The organism is Pectobacterium zantedeschiae (assembly GCF_004137795.1).
Taxonomy (GTDB): Bacteria; Pseudomonadota; Gammaproteobacteria; order Enterobacterales; family Enterobacteriaceae; genus Pectobacterium; species Pectobacterium zantedeschiae.
This window is the reverse complement of the sequence record NZ_NWTM01000001.1, coordinates 3,188,964-3,203,857: the sequence shown is the minus strand read 5'-3', so window position 1 is coordinate 3,203,857 and position 14,894 is coordinate 3,188,964. Positions and strand designations below refer to the sequence as shown.

General features: G+C 51.5%; 17 protein-coding genes. 12 read left to right on the top strand and 5 right to left on the bottom strand.

Annotated features, from left to right (window positions below; all coding sequences use genetic code 11):
- Nucleotides 1-3 precede the first annotated feature (3 nt).
- Both kdsD and CLR69_RS14405 read right to left on the bottom strand, forming a co-directional pair.
- On the bottom strand, nucleotides 4-1,041 hold the full coding sequence (kdsD, locus tag CLR69_RS14410; protein WP_129702523.1) for an arabinose-5-phosphate isomerase KdsD: 1,038 nt from the start codon (nucleotides 1,039-1,041) through the stop codon (nucleotides 4-6).
- Between the two features lie 40 nt (nucleotides 1,042-1,081).
- Nucleotides 1,082-2,047, bottom strand: a complete 966-nt coding sequence (locus tag CLR69_RS14405; protein ID WP_129702524.1) for a calcium/sodium antiporter — start codon at nucleotides 2,045-2,047, stop codon at nucleotides 1,082-1,084.
- A 392-nt stretch (nucleotides 2,048-2,439) separates the two neighbouring features.
- Between CLR69_RS14405 and mlaF the strand changes: the two genes are divergently transcribed.
- From mlaF to murA, 7 genes are all read left to right on the top strand, one after another.
- Nucleotides 2,440-3,252: a phospholipid ABC transporter ATP-binding protein MlaF gene (mlaF, locus tag CLR69_RS14400; protein ID WP_129702525.1), complete on the top strand. Its 813-nt coding sequence runs from the start codon at nucleotides 2,440-2,442 to the stop codon at nucleotides 3,250-3,252.
- 7 nt (nucleotides 3,253-3,259) lie between these two features.
- On the top strand, nucleotides 3,260-4,042 hold the full coding sequence (mlaE, locus tag CLR69_RS14395; protein WP_113626491.1) for a lipid asymmetry maintenance ABC transporter permease subunit MlaE: 783 nt from the start codon (nucleotides 3,260-3,262) through the stop codon (nucleotides 4,040-4,042).
- 4 nt (nucleotides 4,043-4,046) lie between these two features.
- On the top strand, nucleotides 4,047-4,613 hold the full coding sequence (mlaD, locus tag CLR69_RS14390; RefSeq protein WP_129713539.1) for an outer membrane lipid asymmetry maintenance protein MlaD: 567 nt from the start codon (nucleotides 4,047-4,049) through the stop codon (nucleotides 4,611-4,613).
- 12 nt (nucleotides 4,614-4,625) lie between these two features.
- Nucleotides 4,626-5,255, top strand: a complete 630-nt coding sequence (gene mlaC / locus CLR69_RS14385) for a phospholipid-binding protein MlaC (protein ID WP_129713538.1) — start codon at nucleotides 4,626-4,628, stop codon at nucleotides 5,253-5,255.
- A 13-nt stretch (nucleotides 5,256-5,268) separates the two neighbouring features.
- Complete coding sequence (gene mlaB / locus CLR69_RS14380) at nucleotides 5,269-5,559, top strand: lipid asymmetry maintenance protein MlaB (protein WP_129713537.1); 291 nt, start codon at nucleotides 5,269-5,271, stop codon at nucleotides 5,557-5,559.
- A gap of 123 nt (nucleotides 5,560-5,682) precedes the next feature.
- Nucleotides 5,683-5,937, top strand: a complete 255-nt coding sequence (gene ibaG / locus CLR69_RS14375; protein WP_039304057.1) for a BolA family iron metabolism protein IbaG — start codon at nucleotides 5,683-5,685, stop codon at nucleotides 5,935-5,937.
- An 80-nt stretch (nucleotides 5,938-6,017) separates the two neighbouring features.
- Nucleotides 6,018-7,280 carry a UDP-N-acetylglucosamine 1-carboxyvinyltransferase gene (murA, locus tag CLR69_RS14370; RefSeq protein ID WP_039304060.1) on the top strand — a complete coding sequence of 421 codons (1,263 nt, stop codon included), beginning with the start codon at nucleotides 6,018-6,020 and terminating at the stop codon, nucleotides 7,278-7,280.
- Between the two features lie 107 nt (nucleotides 7,281-7,387).
- Here the strand turns inward: murA and degS are convergent, their stop codons facing one another.
- The 3 genes from degS to zapG all read right to left on the bottom strand — a co-directional run bounded on the left by degS (nucleotide 7,388) and on the right by zapG (nucleotide 10,913).
- Nucleotides 7,388-8,485, bottom strand: a complete 1,098-nt coding sequence (gene degS / locus CLR69_RS14365) for an outer membrane-stress sensor serine endopeptidase DegS (RefSeq protein ID WP_129702529.1) — start codon at nucleotides 8,483-8,485, stop codon at nucleotides 7,388-7,390.
- 214 nt (nucleotides 8,486-8,699) lie between these two features.
- Nucleotides 8,700-10,070 (bottom strand): serine endoprotease DegQ, encoded by a 1,371-nt coding sequence (gene degQ / locus CLR69_RS14360; RefSeq protein ID WP_129702530.1) that lies wholly within the window; start codon nucleotides 10,068-10,070, stop codon nucleotides 8,700-8,702.
- Between the two features lie 438 nt (nucleotides 10,071-10,508).
- The gene (zapG, locus tag CLR69_RS14355) at nucleotides 10,509-10,913 is read right to left on the bottom strand and encodes a Z-ring associated protein ZapG (RefSeq protein ID WP_010296674.1); all 405 of its coding nucleotides are present in this window, start codon (nucleotides 10,911-10,913) and stop codon (nucleotides 10,509-10,511) included.
- 215 nt (nucleotides 10,914-11,128) lie between these two features.
- Here zapG and zapE point away from each other — a divergent pair, with 215 nt between their 5' ends.
- The 5 genes from zapE (at nucleotide 11,129) to sspB (ending at nucleotide 14,833) form a co-directional block, all read left to right on the top strand.
- Nucleotides 11,129-12,280, top strand: coding sequence for a cell division protein ZapE (gene zapE / locus CLR69_RS14350; protein WP_129713536.1), 1,152 nt, complete (start codon nucleotides 11,129-11,131; stop codon nucleotides 12,278-12,280).
- A 237-nt stretch (nucleotides 12,281-12,517) separates the two neighbouring features.
- A complete protein-coding gene (gene rplM / locus CLR69_RS14345) occupies nucleotides 12,518-12,946 on the top strand; it encodes a 50S ribosomal protein L13 (protein WP_005975488.1) in 429 nt (142 codons plus the stop codon).
- 15 nt (nucleotides 12,947-12,961) lie between these two features.
- Nucleotides 12,962-13,354: a 30S ribosomal protein S9 gene (gene rpsI, locus CLR69_RS14340; RefSeq protein ID WP_012773012.1), complete on the top strand. Its 393-nt coding sequence runs from the start codon at nucleotides 12,962-12,964 to the stop codon at nucleotides 13,352-13,354.
- Nucleotides 13,355-13,682: 328 nt separating this feature from the next.
- Nucleotides 13,683-14,324 carry a stringent starvation protein SspA gene (gene sspA, locus CLR69_RS14335; protein WP_039304076.1) on the top strand — a complete coding sequence of 214 codons (642 nt, stop codon included), beginning with the start codon at nucleotides 13,683-13,685 and terminating at the stop codon, nucleotides 14,322-14,324.
- A 5-nt stretch (nucleotides 14,325-14,329) separates the two neighbouring features.
- Entirely contained in the window at nucleotides 14,330-14,833 is a 504-nt protein-coding gene (gene sspB / locus CLR69_RS14330) for a ClpXP protease specificity-enhancing factor (RefSeq protein ID WP_129702532.1), read from the top strand.
- The last annotated feature ends 61 nt before the right edge of the window (nucleotides 14,834-14,894 follow it).

Below are 14,894 nucleotides of genomic sequence, written 5' to 3'. Positions count from 1 at the left end.
TTTTTAAACCACGCCAGCCCGCAACATATCGTGCATGTGGACAATACCGACCAGACGATCGTTTTCTGCCACTAGCACTGAGGTGATGTGGCGCGACTGCATCAGGTTAAGTGCGTCTACCGCCAGCGTTTGCGGTGCGACCCGGATGCCGCCTGCGGTCATCACATCAGCAATGCGCGCGCTGTTCAAGTCTATATTCATGTCGAAGATACGGCGCAGGTCACCATCGGTGAAGATGCCCTGAATTTTCATATCCGCCTCGCAGATTACCGTCATACCCAGATTTTTGCGCGTAATTTCCACCAGCGCATCACGCAGCGAGGCATCGTGTGGGACATGGGGAATCTCGTCGCCTGAATGCATGATATCGCTGACGCGCAGTAAAAGTTTGCGGCCGAGTGCGCCACCGGGGTGCGAGAGGGCGAAATCTTCGGCGGTAAAGCCGCGAGCCTGTAGTAAGGCAACGGCCAGCGCATCGCCCATGACCAGCGTTGCCGTGGTGCTGGTGGTGGGGGCCAGACCGAGTGGGCAGGCTTCCTGTGGGACGTGGACGCACAGGTGAATATCTGCCGCTTTACCCATCGTACTTTCTGGTGCGCCAGTCATGCAGATCAGGAACACTTTCTGGCGTTTCAGAACGGGAATCAGCGAGAGGATTTCATGCGATTCGCCAGAATTAGAAATGGCGATCACGATATCATGCGGTGTCACCATGCCGAGGTCGCCGTGGCTGGCTTCGCCCGGATGAACAAAAAAAGCGGGGGTGCCGGTGCTGGCGAAAGTTGCGGCAATTTTGCAACCGATATGGCCAGATTTGCCCATTCCCATCACGACCACTTTGCCCTGGCAGTGAAAGATCTTTTTGCAGGCGATGGCAAAATTGTCGTCAATGTACTGGTCTAATTGCGCAAGCCCATCGCGTTCGATACTTAATACCTGCTTGCCCGCCTGCTGGAAGTCGAAATCTGGCTGTAGTCTATGTTCGGATAGTGCACGGTCAGACTGCTGTTTTAGGTGAGCGTCTTGTTCAAACTGTGACATACCAATAGTCCTGATTATGATGAAAAACGGAACAACGTAATTATGAAAAACAGAACAACACTGCAAGGTAGGCGATAAACGCGCAGCATAATAATGCGCCGGCGCCCTGTCCTATACGGCGTTTTTTGCTGAGGCAGAGTGCAGTTAACAGCACGCTTGCCGCCAGCATGACCCAATAGTCGCGTTGAAAAATCTGAGGGTTCAGTGCGCCCGGCGAGAGCAGCGCGGGAACGCCCAGAACAATCGCGATATTAAAAATGTTCGAGCCAATCAGGTTACCCAACGCGATATCATCTTCTTTCTTCAACGTCCCGACGATAGCGGTAGCGAGCTCCGGTAAGCTGGTGCCAATTGCCAATATCGTCAGTCCGATAGTCAATTCGCTGATATCGAAGTAGCGCGCAATGACGGTGGCGTTATCCACTACCATACGGGCAGCCATGGGTAAAATAATCATGCCGAGAATCAGCCACAGTACGGCAACCATCTGATTACTGTCGTCCTGCGGAAGTTCCGCCAATTGTTCCCGAGTCAGGCTATCACCGCCTTCCTGCTGTGCTTGTTGTGCCATGCGAAGTATCAACACCAGACACAGAATGGCGGCAAAGAGCAGCAGCATGCCGTCGGCACGGCTCAGGTAACTATCATGCAGTAAAACGCCACACAATAAAGTGACGGACAACATGAGAGGCAATTCCCGGCGGAGTATGGCCGAATGTACTGTGAGTGGGCGAATGAGCGCAGCGCTGCCGAGAATGAGTAAAATATTGGTGATGTTGGAGCCGATAACATTACCGACCGCCATATCATTCTGATCGTTTAAAGCGGCGGTAACAGAGACAACCAGCTCAGGTAGCGAGGTGCCGAAGCCAACAATGGTGATACCGATGACGAAAGGCGGTAAACCGAGGGAACGTGCAAGCACGGCGGCGCCATAGACAAGACGATCGGCACCGTAGACCAGTAGTAGCAAACCAACGAACAAGAGTAGTGTTGCAAAAAGCATGCAGCGTCCTTTAATAGGATATATACCCGTCATACTTCAAGCCGCAGGTGCGTTGGCAATACTCGGCTCATTTCTGAGCCTCGCCTTGGCAGGCCGTCTTCCTGCAACTCGAATTATTTAGTGTATAATCACCGGCTTGTTGTCGAATAAGTCAGTATTTCTGGCCGGATTTCGCACAAAAAGCATTTTTCTGTGATGAGTGCTAATTCTGACGGTGCTTGGCGAAAAAGTAAAACCTGTCGCGATAAGTAAAACCAGGTAACGGTTTATGCCGCCATTTTGGACAAGAACTTACGGTAAGTTTTTGTAAAACTCTCACCCTGATGAAAGTCAGCCGTTAGGCTGGAGTGAAAGACCTCTATAAGCGTACTGATTGGTAAGGAATGGAAATAATGAACCATGAGGCAACTAATCTGGTTGAGATCCGTGGTCTTAGCTTTCGTCGCGGAGAGCGAGAGATTTTTACGGATATCACGCTGAACGTGCCTAAAGGCAAGGTCACTGCGATCATGGGACCTTCCGGGATCGGCAAAACGACGTTGTTGCGTTTGATTGGCGGGCAACTACCGCCGGACAGTGGCGAAATTTGGTTTGATGGCGAGAATATCCCCGCGCTATCCCGCAGCGAACTGTACAACGCGCGCAAGAAAATGAGCATGTTGTTTCAGTCCGGCGCATTATTCACCGATTTGAACGTGTTTGATAATGTCGCCTGGCCGCTGCGTGAACATACCCAATTGCCGGAATCGCTGCTGCGTAGCATCGTTATGATGAAGCTGGAAGCGGTAGGGTTACGTGGGGCTGCCGAGCTGATGCCCGCGGAACTTTCCGGCGGCATGGCGCGGCGCGCGGCGCTGGCGAGAGCCATTGCGCTCGATCCTGAACTGATTATGTTTGATGAGCCTTTTGTCGGGCAGGATCCGATCACGCTGGGGACGCTGGTGAAGCTCATCGACGAATTGAATCACGCACTGGGTGTGACCTGCATTGTGGTTTCTCACGATGTGCCGGAGGTGATGAGCATTGCTGATTATGCGTATATCGTGGCCGACAAACGGGTGGTTGCGGAAGGGACGGCAGATCAACTCAGAGCGAATAATGACCCGCAGGTTCGTCAGTTCCTGGATGGCATCGCCGACGGACCAGTGCCTTTCCGTTTTCCAGCGGGTGACTATAAAACGTCGCTGCTAGGCTCAGGGGGTTAACACAGTCATGTTATTACGGACGTTGGCGTCGTTAGGGCGTCAGGGCATTTCCGCCAGTGCCTCGTTTGGGCGCGCGGGGCTGATGTTGTTTAATGCGCTGGTGGGTAAACCCGAATTCAGAAAACAGTGGCCGCTGTTGGTGAAACAACTTTACAGCGTTGGCGTGCAGTCGTTGCTTATCATCATGGTTTCCGGCCTGTTCATCGGTATGGTGCTGGGGTTACAGGGTTATATCATCCTGACAACTTACAGCGCCGAGGCGAGTTTGGGCATGATGGTGGCGCTGTCGCTGCTGCGAGAGCTTGGTCCGGTGGTGACGGCACTGCTGTTCGCCGGGCGTGCTGGGTCCGCGTTGACGGCGGAAATTGGACTGATGAAAGCAACCGAGCAGCTTTCCAGCATGGAGATGATGGCGGTTGACCCGCTGCGCCGCGTTGTTGCGCCACGCTTCTGGGCCGGGCTAATCAGCATGCCACTGCTGGCGGTGATTTTTGTCGCCGTGGGGATTTGGGGGGGCGCGTTGGTTGGTGTGGACTGGAAAGGCATCGACAGCGGGTTCTTCTGGTCTGCCATGCAGGGCGCGGTTGACTGGCGTCAGGATGTATTGAACTGCGTGATTAAAAGTATCGTATTTGCGATTACCGTGACCTGGATTGCACTGTTTAACGGCTATGACGCGATCCCGACGTCTGAGGGGATTAGCCGTGCAACGACCCGAACCGTCGTGCACTCGTCGTTAGCGGTACTGGGATTGGATTTTGTGCTGACAGCACTGATGTTTGGGAACTGAGTCGATGCAAACAAAGAAAACTGAAGTTTGGGTTGGTGTGTTTATGTTGATCGCGCTTGCTGCCATCCTCTTTTTATGCCTGAAAGTGGCCGACCTCAAGTCGATCGGTAGCGAGCCAACGTACCGTCTGTACGCGACATTTGACAACATTGGCGGGTTGAAAGCGCGTTCTCCGATCCGAATTGGCGGCGTGGTTATTGGCCGTGTGGCGGATATCTCGCTGGATGAGAAAACCTACCTGCCGCGCGTAGCGATGGATATTCAGCAACGTTACGATCATATTCCCGATACCAGTTCTCTGGCTATTCGCACCTCTGGCTTGCTGGGCGAGCAGTATCTGGCACTGAACATGGGGTTTGAAGATGAGGAAATGGGCACGACAATTCTGAAGGACGGTGGTGTGATTCAAGATACCAAGTCAGCGATGGTGCTTGAAGACCTCATCGGCCAATTCCTATATAAGAGCGGTAGCAATAGCGAGGATAATGCTGCTCAATCGGGTACGGAGCCGGGGGCCAGTCCTGCGGCAACCTCTGAGCATAGCAACGAACCCGTTCCTTCACATCCATAAGAGGATATCTGCATGTTTAAACGTTTACTGATGGTGGCTTTACTGGTGGTCGCGCCATTAGCCAACGCGGCGGATCAAACGAACCCCTATCGTTTAATGAATGAAGCGGCGGGAAAAACCTTTGATCGATTAAAGAATGAGCAGCCAAAAATCAAGCAAAATCCTGACTATTTACGCACTGTCGTGCGTGAAGAGCTGCTGCCGTATGTTCAGGTGAGATATGCCGGTGCGCTGGTTTTGGGTCGTTACTACAAAGATTCGACACCGGCACAGCGTGATGCCTATTTCAAAGCGTTTGAAGCCTATCTTGAGCAGGCTTACGGGCAGGCTTTGGCGATGTATAACGGGCAGAGTTATCAAATTGCTCCTGAACAGCCGCTAGGCAATGCCGATATCGTTTCCATTCGCGTCACCATCGTTGATAACGGTGGCCGTCCGCCGGTACGTCTGGATTTCCAATGGCGTAAAAACAGTAAAACGGGTAACTGGCAGGCGTACGACATGATTGCCGAAGGTGTCAGTATGATCACCACTAAGCAGAACGAATGGGCGTCAATATTGCGTCAGAAAGGCGTTGATGGTCTGACTCAACAGCTGGAATCCTCGGCGAAGCAGACAATCACGCTGGATCAGAAAAAGTAATTTGGGTACGAACATGGCGAACGCATTGAACTGGCAGGCGCAGGAATCAACGCTGGCATTAACCGGTGATCTGGATCGTGAAACGCTGTTACCGTTCTGGCAGCAGCGTGAATCGTTACTCGCGGGTAAAAGCACGTTGGATGTGTCTGGATTAAATCGCGTTGATTCTGCTGGGCTGGCATTGCTGATGCACGTTTATCAGCAGTCGTGTTCAGGAAAGCAGATAGCGATTGTCGGTGCTAGCGATCGGCTAAGAACGCTCATTGCGCTCTATAACCTGAATGAAATCATTCCTGTGTCTTAACCTGTCGCGCTGGTGTCTAATTTCCCCTTCAGACATCAGCGCATTCTTTGTTTAAGATAGCGTCATATTCATCTAAGATACCTCCCTGTAAATCATCTCCCCCTGACATAGAAATCGAGAGCGATGGAAAATAACGAAATTAAAGACGTGCTGATGAACGCATTAGCACTGGAAGAAGCCCATGTTTCTGGTGATGGCAGCCATTTTCAAGTCATCGCGGTGGGTGGACTTTTTGCTGGAATGAGCCGAGTAAAAAAACAGCAGGCTGTTTATGCGCCGCTGATGGAGTACATCGCGGATAACCGTATCCATGCATTGTCGATCAAGGCTTATACGCCGGAAGAGTGGCAGCGCGACCGTAAACTGAACGGCTTCTAAGTATTCCCCGTGCGAGGGGGAATCGGCTGCTGGTATCAGTGTGACGAAATATTGAATTAAGACATCGAGATACAAAGACTATGGATAAATTTCGTGTTCAGGGCCCAACCCGCCTAGCGGGAGAAGTGACCATTTCCGGCGCCAAGAATGCTGCGTTGCCAATCCTGTTCGCTGCATTACTTGCAGAAGAGCCAGTAGAAATTCAGAACGTACCGAAACTGCGCGATATTGATACCACCATGAAGCTGCTTGGTCAGTTGGGTGCGCGCGTTGAGCGTAACGGTTCCGTCCATGTGGATGCCAGCGATGTAAACGTGTTTTGTGCACCGTACGATTTGGTGAAAACCATGCGTGCCTCTATCTGGGCTTTGGGGCCGCTGGTAGCGCGTTTTGGTCAGGGTCAGGTATCGCTGCCCGGCGGCTGTGCGATTGGTGCGCGTCCGGTCGATTTGCATATTTACGGCCTTGAGCAGCTTGGTGCGCAGATCGTATTGGAAGAAGGCTATGTAAAAGCGACGGTTGATGGACGCCTGAAAGGCGCGCACATCGTGATGGATAAAGTGAGCGTGGGCGCCACGGTAACCATCATGAGTGCAGCGACGCTGGCGGAAGGCACCACGATTATTGAGAACGCAGCGCGTGAACCGGAGATTGTCGATACGGCAAACTTCCTGAATACGCTGGGTGCGAAAATCAGCGGTGCAGGTAGCGATAAAATCACCATTGAAGGCGTCGCGCGTTTGGGTGGCGGCGTGTACCGCGTTGTGCCTGACCGTATTGAAACCGGGACATTCCTGGTTGCGGCTGCGGTATCTCGTGGTCAGATTATTTGTCGTAATACTCGTCCTGATACGCTGGATGCGGTATTGGCGAAGCTGCGCGAAGCGGGCGCGGAGATTGAAATCGGCGAAGACTGGATCAGTCTGGATATGCATGGTAAGCGTCCGAAAGCGGTTACCGTTCGCACATCCCCGCATCCGGGGTTCCCGACCGATATGCAGGCGCAGTTCAGCCTGCTGAACCTGGTCGCAGAAGGGACGGGCGTGATCACCGAAACCATTTTCGAAAATCGCTTCATGCATGTGCCTGAGCTTATCCGTATGGGCGCACAGGCGGAAATCGAGAGTAATACGGTGATTTGCCACGGTGTTGATAAGCTGTCGGGCGCGCAGGTGATGGCGACCGACTTACGTGCGTCAGCCAGTCTGGTATTAGCCGGTTGTATCGCTGAAGGTGTGACGATAGTGGATCGTATTTATCACATCGATCGTGGCTATGACCGTATTGAAGATAAGTTGCGTGCGTTGGGCGCGAATATCGAGCGCGTTAAAGAGCACGAGTAAACGCTTCGCCTGTTTATCTTCAGAATCATGTTTGTTAGCCGGGTGGGCTCCCACCCGGTTTCTTGTTTACCTGCCGATAGCGTTTTATCAACTAGCCTCTGATGCCGCTATTGGGTGGGAAATTCCTGAATCGTCATTTGTAGCGTGATTTGCTTGTTATCGCGCTCAATGGTAACCGGAATGACGGTGCCGGGGCGTATTTCCGAAACCTGCTCCATGGTTTCGATAATTGAGCGGGCAGGTTTATTGTTCACGCTCACGATGACGTCTTCAATGTGGATACCCGCTTTATCCGCCGGCCCACCTGGATCGATAGTCTGAACGAGAATACCAGTTAATCGCCCCTGTGCATCGCGACTATTGGTCGACGTGCTGTTCTCAAAGTTTTCGAGCTGTACACCGTTGACGCCAATATAGCCGCGTACTACACGACCATCGCGGATGAGTTTGCCCATCACCTTGGTAGCCAGCGCCACGGGAATCGCGAAGCTAATGCCTTCCGGTGTTTCGCCGTTGTTACTTTTATCAAAAGAGAGGGTATTAATACCGACCAGTTCACCGAGCGTATTGACGAGCGCGCCGCCGGAGTTGCCGTGGTTAATGGATGCATCGGTTTGCAGCAAGTTTTGGCGTCCTACCTGGCTTCTTTGCTGTCCGTACGCGCTGAGGCTGACGCGGCCGGTGGCGCTGATGACGCCCTGCGTAACGGTTTGCCCCAGATTATAAGGATTGCCGATTGCCATCACGACATCGCCGACGTGCGGCATACGGTCTGGATTCATGGGAATAACGGGCAAGTTGACGCCATCAATTTGTAACACCGCCAGATCGGTCAGGGAATCAGAGCCAATGACGCGGGCTTCATACAGCCTACCGTCTGACAGCTCAATCTGAATCTGCTGCACGTTATTAATCACATGCTTGTTGGTTAAAATATACCCTTTGTCATTCATGATGACGCCAGAACCCAGAGGGTGAATAGCGACTTCACTGGGTTTTTCTTGATTAGCAACCCGGTTGTAAATGTTAACCACAGCAGGAGCCGCACGGTTTACGCCCTGATGGTAACTGACGGGCGAGCCATCAGCACTCCTGTCATTGCTTTTCAGAAACGACATGCCAGATCCGATAAACGGCAGTACGGCCAGAATAATACCGGCAACGAGGGCACCAAATAGCGCTGAACGTAATAACTTAGCAAGCATGGCCGTGATTTACTGTGGAAAAAGGGAGATGGGGGGAAGGATATCACGAGAAGTTCGGACACCGCATGGATCGGTGTCCGATTTTTTATGGCATGCCATCCCTGGCGCCATCCTTACGGGCTGTTGCTGATACAACGTTAAAAATTTCTCCCGGAAATTTTTTAACATCAGCGATTTTCTGGCCGGTTAGGCTGTCGTAAAAGACGACAAGCAATTAACGTAGCAGCAGATAGATCGTTTCTTCGCCACGGACGATGTTCAACGCCAGAACGGAAGGTTTCGCTTCCAGCAGTTTGCGCAGTTGCGTGATATTTTCAATACGTTCGCGGTTTACGCCGATAATGATATCGCCTTTTTGCAGACCAACCTGCGCAGCAGGCGTGTCCTTAGCGACGTTATCAATCTGCACGCCTTTGCTGCCATCTTTCAGTTGACCATTGGTCAAAGATGCACCCTGCAATGACGGTGAAAGCGTTTCGGCGCTGGTCGATGCGGAGGAGCTGTTATCCAACACGACAGAAACCTCTTGCTGTTTACCATCACGCAGCAGGCCGATTTTTACCGTCTTGCCCGGCGCGGTGGTGCCGACTTTGGCTCGCAGTTCTGCAAAGCTGCTGATCGGTTTACCGTCCAGCGTCGTCAACACGTCACCCGCCTTGATACCGGCTTTGGCTGCGGCCGATTTCGGTAAGACTTCGCTGACGAAGGCACCGCGCTGTGCGTCGACTTTAAAGGCTTTCGCCATCTCAGACGTCATCTCGCTGCCTTTAATCCCCAGCAGCCCGCGTTTGACCTCGCCAAACTCAACCAATTGCTGCGCCAGATTCTGGGCCATATTGCTAGGGATGGCGAAACCAATGCCGATGTTCCCACCGCCCGGAGCCAGAATCGCCGTGTTGATACCGATCAGTTCGCCGTTGAGGTTAACCAGCGCACCGCCTGAGTTACCACGGTTGATAGAAGCATCGGTCTGGATGAAGTTTTCCAGCCCTTCAAGATTAAGGCCACTACGTCCCAGTGCCGAGATAATGCCGGATGTTGCCGTTTGGCCGAGACCGAACGGGTTACCAACGGCAACGGCAAAATCACCGACACGCAACTGATCGGAATCCGCCATTTTCACTGCGACCAGATTTTTGGCGTCATTCAACTGTAACAGAGCAATATCGGTCTGCTCGTCGCGGCCGATCAGCTTCGCATCATATTCACGTCCGTCATTAAGCTGGACGCGGATTTTGTCGGCGTTATTGATAACGTGATTGTTGGTGAGCACATAACCTTTTGCAGCATCAATAATCACGCCGGATCCCAGCCCTTCAAACGGACGAGAATTTTGTTTGTCCGTCGGGAAGTTCGGGCCAAAGAAGAATTTGAACTCTTCCGGTACGCGCTGACGCTGTACCTGTGTACCTTCAACATGCACGCTGACGACGGCTGGCAAGACTTTTTCCAGCATCGGGGCCAGGCTTGGCGTCTGTTGCCCTTGAACCACGGCAGGCAGAGCAGCATTTGCTGCGGGAAGCGTGGACAGGGTCAAACCTATACTCATTGCCAGTGCACTAAATAATAATGACGTTTTTTTCATTGTTATTAACTCTCTCACGGCCTGCGGATGAATAAAACGATGATATATAAACTTAAAGACACGGTGAAGAGTCAGACTGACGATCAATGTGTAAAGTTCACTGCTGTTTCGTCAGCAGATTGTAACCATCGCTTTTTATGGTGTGTGATCGGACGATGATAGCCTGCGGTGCGCGTCTTAATAAGCGTAGAATAAGGGAGGAGAAACGTGAGGCCAGAGCGCCCCACGTTATACCCGTCATACTTCAAGCTGCATGTATGTTGGCTGCGTTTACTCACCCGAATCACTTACTTGGGTAAGCTCATCGGGATGAAATGAGAGACATCCCGTCTCTCACCGAAGGCCAGCCGTTGGCTGGTCAAATTCGTTCCCGACGAATTTGTCCCTCTCTTGCCGCCTTCATGCAACTCGAATTATTTAGGGTATAATTAGTTGATATTATTTACGAATCGGGCGCTCGCCCCGCAGCAGACCCGACGCACCATCGGAATAATCGCGTGGTGGCATATTCACTGGTGCCTGATCGTTATCCGCTTCTGACTCAGTCAGACGGTATTTAAACGGATTATCCTGGCCGGGAACGTGAGGTAACAGGTTATTGGAGCTTTTCGCCATGTGCTGATAAAGCTGACGATAGTCATCTGCCATGTTATCCAACAGCTCCGCACTACGGGCGAAGTGTCCAACCAATTCCTGACGATAGTCTTCCAGTTCGGTTTTGCTTTTCTCCAGCTCATTTTGCAATACCTGCTGTTGCCGCAGCTTACGGTTACCAAAGCGCATGGCTACAGCACCAATAATAATACCGACAACTAAACCTATCAGCGCATACTCCCAAGTCATAATAGCTCCTATTTTGACGTCGTTGTCCCGTAGGGTTTTTCACTTAATAATAGTCACTATAACCGTTAACCTTGCCTGAGTGGAATCCTGATGCTCGATGACTGACGGGAATGTTGACTCACCGCAGACATCAAGGTTGTTAACTGCGACGATTACGGCTTAAATCGACGGCAACACACAGCAAAACACGACTAACTTTTTTCTCAGGGATTGCGATGGCTACTCCACAGACAACACGGCAGCAAACAACACCCTTGGCGCTTTACCAACAGGCACTTTCCGCCGGTGAATATCAACCAGACGAGGTGCAGCGGCAAACCGTTGTGCGTCTGGAGGCGATACATCAGGCGCTATGCGAACGTGCTGCGGATGACGATGCGGGCGCGTCTGGCCGTGTGGGGAAATGGCGTAGCTGGCTAGGGCTGCGTGATAAACGCGAGTCCACGCCGGTTCAGGGGTTGTACATGTGGGGCGGTGTTGGGCGAGGTAAAACCTGGTTGATGGATATGTTTTTCCACAGCTTGCCTGCCGAGCGCAAGATGCGTCTGCATTTCCATCGCTTTATGCTGCGTGTACATGAAGAGCTTAACCAGTTTCAGGGGCAGGAAAATCCGTTAGAGAAGGTAGCTGACGGCTTCAAAGCCGAAACGGATGTGCTGTGCTTTGATGAATTTTTCGTCTCTGACATCACCGATGCGATGCTGCTGGCTGAGCTGCTGCGTGCGCTGTTTGCCCGTGGCATTGCGCTGGTGGCGACGTCGAATATTCCGCCGGACGATCTCTATCGTAATGGATTGCAACGCGCGCGTTTTCTTCCTGCAATTGAGTTGATTAAACAGTATTGCGAAGTACGCAATGTCGATGCGGGTATCGATTATCGTCTGCGTACGCTGACACAGGCACACCTTTATCTATCGCCGCTGAATGACGAGACAAATGCCGCGATGCAGCAGATGTTCACTCGCCTGACCGGAAAGAAATGGCAGACGCCGGGACCAGTGCTGGAGATCAATCATCGTCCGTTAACAACGCTCGGTGTGAGCGACGGCGTGCTGGCAGTCGATTTCCACACGCTATGTACAGAGGCGCGTAGCCAAAATGATTACATCGCGCTTTCACGCCTCTATCACACGATGCTGTTGCACAATGTGACGGTAATGGAAACGAAGGAAGAGAACACCGCCCGTCGTTTTTTGGCACTGGTGGATGAGTGCTACGACCGTCGCATCAAATTGATTATCTCTGCGCAGGCATCGATGTTTGATATCTATCAGGGAGAACACCTGAAATTTGAATATCAGCGCTGTTTATCCCGCTTACAGGAAATGCAAAGTGAAGAGTACCTGCGGCAGCCGCATTTGGCGTAATGCAGGCTGCGGATTTTTAGTCATTTGCGTGTGAAAAAAGGTCGATCTTTGAGAATGACTTCTCTATAATCTTGCGACCCCACGTTACAACAAAGTTTTTTTCCCAAAAACTTTATAGTGCCGGCAATGGCTATTCGAAGGGGTAGGTTTGCTGGACTTGATGGTCGTGTGAGCCTCAACTGTTTTCGAGCGTTTGGGTGTTCACCAACGTGTAACTAATTATTGGGTAAGCTTTTAATGAAAACTTTTACAGCTAAACCAGAGACCGTAAAACGCGACTGGTACGTTGTTGATGCGAACGGTAAAACTTTAGGCCGTCTCGCTACTGAACTGGCTCGTCGTCTGCGCGGCAAGCATAAAGCGGAATACACTCCGCACGTTGATACGGGTGATTACATCATCGTTCTGAACGCTGACAAAGTTGCTGTAACTGGCAACAAGCGTACTGACAAGATTTATTATCATCACACCGGTCACATCGGTGGTATTAAACAAGCGACCTTTGAAGAGATGATTGCCCGCCGTCCTGAGCGTGTGATTGAAATCGCGGTTAAAGGCATGCTGCCGAAGGGCCCGTTGGGTCGTGCTATGTTCCGTAAACTGAAAGTTTACGCGGGCACCGAGCACAATCACGCGGCACAGCAACCGCAAGTTCTGGACATTTAATCGGGATTATAGGCAATGGCTGAAAATCAATACTACGGCACTGGTCGCCGCAAAAGCTCCGCCGCTCGCGTGTTCATCAAACCGGGCAACGGTAACATCGTTATCAACCAGCGTAGTCTGGAACAGTACTTCGGTCGCGAAACTGCCCGCATGGTAGTTCGTCAGCCGCTTGAACTGGTCGACATGGTTGAGAAACTGGATCTGTACATCACCGTTAAAGGTGGTGGTATCTCTGGTCAGGCTGGTGCGATCCGTCACGGTATCACCCGCGCTCTGATGGAGTATGATGAGTCTCTGCGTGGCGAACTGCGTAAAGCAGGTTTCGTTACTCGTGATGCTCGTCAGGTTGAACGTAAGAAAGTCGGTCTGCGTAAAGCACGTCGTCGTCCTCAGTTCTCCAAGCGTTAATTTCTGGCTGCATTGCAGCGAAATCAATGCAAAAAACCCGGTGCTGGTCACCGGGTTTTTTATGTCTAAAAATAATTTCCTCGAAATATACGCTTTACTTTCCGTATGTTAGCGATGAAATTACGCTTATACCCCCACAAAACGAACAAAATCTGATAAGCTATTAGCCGATTTTATGCCCGTGTGTCAGCTATCGCGTAGCTGTTTAAAACGATGGATCTTATCAGATGACGTTTACACATTGGCGAGCAGAATTTCGAATAGCGATTTGCAGGTTATTCACTGCGTGGTTATTCGCCATATTTTCTCAATAAACTTGGAGGTTTTCATGGCTGTCGCTGCCAACAAACGTTCGGTAATGACGCTGTTTTCTGGTCCGTCCGACATTTTTAGCCATCAGGTCCGCATTGTATTGGCGGAAAAAGGTGTGAGTGTCGAGATTGAGCAGGTGGACATGGATAATCTGCCTCAGGATCTTATTGACCTCAATCCTTATGGTTCTGTGCCGACGCTGGTCGATCGCGAACTGACGCTCTATGAATCACGTATTATCATGGAGTATCTGGATGAACGTTTTCCTCATCCGCCGTTAATGCCCGTCTATCCGGTTGCGCGCGGTAACAGCCGCCTGATGATGCATCGTATTGAGAGCGATTGGTATTCTCTGCTGAAGAAAATTACGCATGGCAACGCGCAGGAAGCGGACGCAGCACGTAAGCAATTGCGTGAAGAACTATTGGCAATTGCTCCAGTGTTCAATGAAGCACCTTATTTCATGAGCGAAGAGTTCAGCCTGGTGGATTGCTATCTGGCTCCGCTGCTGTGGCGTCTGCCGCAGATCGGTATTGAACTGAGTGGTTCGGGCGCGAAAGAACTGAAAGGCTACATGACACGCGTCTTTGAGCGTGATGCGTTCCTGGCTTCCCTGACGGAAGTGGAACGAGAAATGCGTTTGCAAACCCGAGGTTAAACTGTATGGCGTTGTCTCAACTGTCTCCGCGTCGTCCGTATTTATTACGGGCTTTTTATGATTGGTTGCTGGATAACCAATTAACGCCTCATCTGGTGGTCGATGTGACTCTGCCAGATGTTATGGTGCCGATGGAGTTCGCCCGTGACGGCCAGATTGTGCTGAATATCGCACCGCGCGCTGTTGGTGGCCTTGAGTTAGCTGATGACAGCGTTCGTTTCAATGCCCGTTTTGGCGGCGTGCCGCGTCAGGTTTACGTGCCGATGGCGGCCGTAATGGCGATCTACGCACGTGAGAACGGGGCTGGAACGATGTTTGAGTCCGAACCTGCTTACGAATCTGCCGGTGAGTATGAAGACTTTCAGGAAGGCGTACCCTCTTCAGGGACTGTCATGTCGATTGTCGATAGCTTGCCTGATTCTGTAGCGCCTGACGATGGTTCTGGTTCTGATGACGAGCCACCACAGCCACCTAAAGGTGGTAGACCCTCTCTACGGGTCGTAAAATAATTTCTTCCTAAGGGCACTTTAACAGTGCCCTTTTTATTACGGAACGAACTGAAAAATAGCC

Coding starts and splice junctions, on each gene's coding strand:
- kdsD (WP_129702523.1), bottom strand. CDS start 1,041: ATGTCACAGTTTGAACAAGACGCTCACCTAAAACAGCAGTCTGACCGT.
- CLR69_RS14405 (WP_129702524.1), bottom strand. CDS start 2,047: ATGCTTTTTGCAACACTACTCTTGTTCGTTGGTTTGCTACTACTGGTC.
- mlaF (WP_129702525.1), top strand. CDS start 2,440: ATGAACCATGAGGCAACTAATCTGGTTGAGATCCGTGGTCTTAGCTTT.
- mlaE (WP_113626491.1), top strand. CDS start 3,260: ATGTTATTACGGACGTTGGCGTCGTTAGGGCGTCAGGGCATTTCCGCC.
- mlaD (WP_129713539.1), top strand. CDS start 4,047: ATGCAAACAAAGAAAACTGAAGTTTGGGTTGGTGTGTTTATGTTGATC.
- mlaC (WP_129713538.1), top strand. CDS start 4,626: ATGTTTAAACGTTTACTGATGGTGGCTTTACTGGTGGTCGCGCCATTA.
- mlaB (WP_129713537.1), top strand. CDS start 5,269: ATGGCGAACGCATTGAACTGGCAGGCGCAGGAATCAACGCTGGCATTA.
- ibaG (WP_039304057.1), top strand. CDS start 5,683: ATGGAAAATAACGAAATTAAAGACGTGCTGATGAACGCATTAGCACTG.
- murA (WP_039304060.1), top strand. CDS start 6,018: ATGGATAAATTTCGTGTTCAGGGCCCAACCCGCCTAGCGGGAGAAGTG.
- degS (WP_129702529.1), bottom strand. CDS start 8,485: ATGCTTGCTAAGTTATTACGTTCAGCGCTATTTGGTGCCCTCGTTGCC.
- degQ (WP_129702530.1), bottom strand. CDS start 10,070: ATGAAAAAAACGTCATTATTATTTAGTGCACTGGCAATGAGTATAGGT.
- zapG (WP_010296674.1), bottom strand. CDS start 10,913: ATGACTTGGGAGTATGCGCTGATAGGTTTAGTTGTCGGTATTATTATT.
- zapE (WP_129713536.1), top strand. CDS start 11,129: ATGGCTACTCCACAGACAACACGGCAGCAAACAACACCCTTGGCGCTT.
- rplM (WP_005975488.1), top strand. CDS start 12,518: ATGAAAACTTTTACAGCTAAACCAGAGACCGTAAAACGCGACTGGTAC.
- rpsI (WP_012773012.1), top strand. CDS start 12,962: ATGGCTGAAAATCAATACTACGGCACTGGTCGCCGCAAAAGCTCCGCC.
- sspA (WP_039304076.1), top strand. CDS start 13,683: ATGGCTGTCGCTGCCAACAAACGTTCGGTAATGACGCTGTTTTCTGGT.
- sspB (WP_129702532.1), top strand. CDS start 14,330: ATGGCGTTGTCTCAACTGTCTCCGCGTCGTCCGTATTTATTACGGGCT.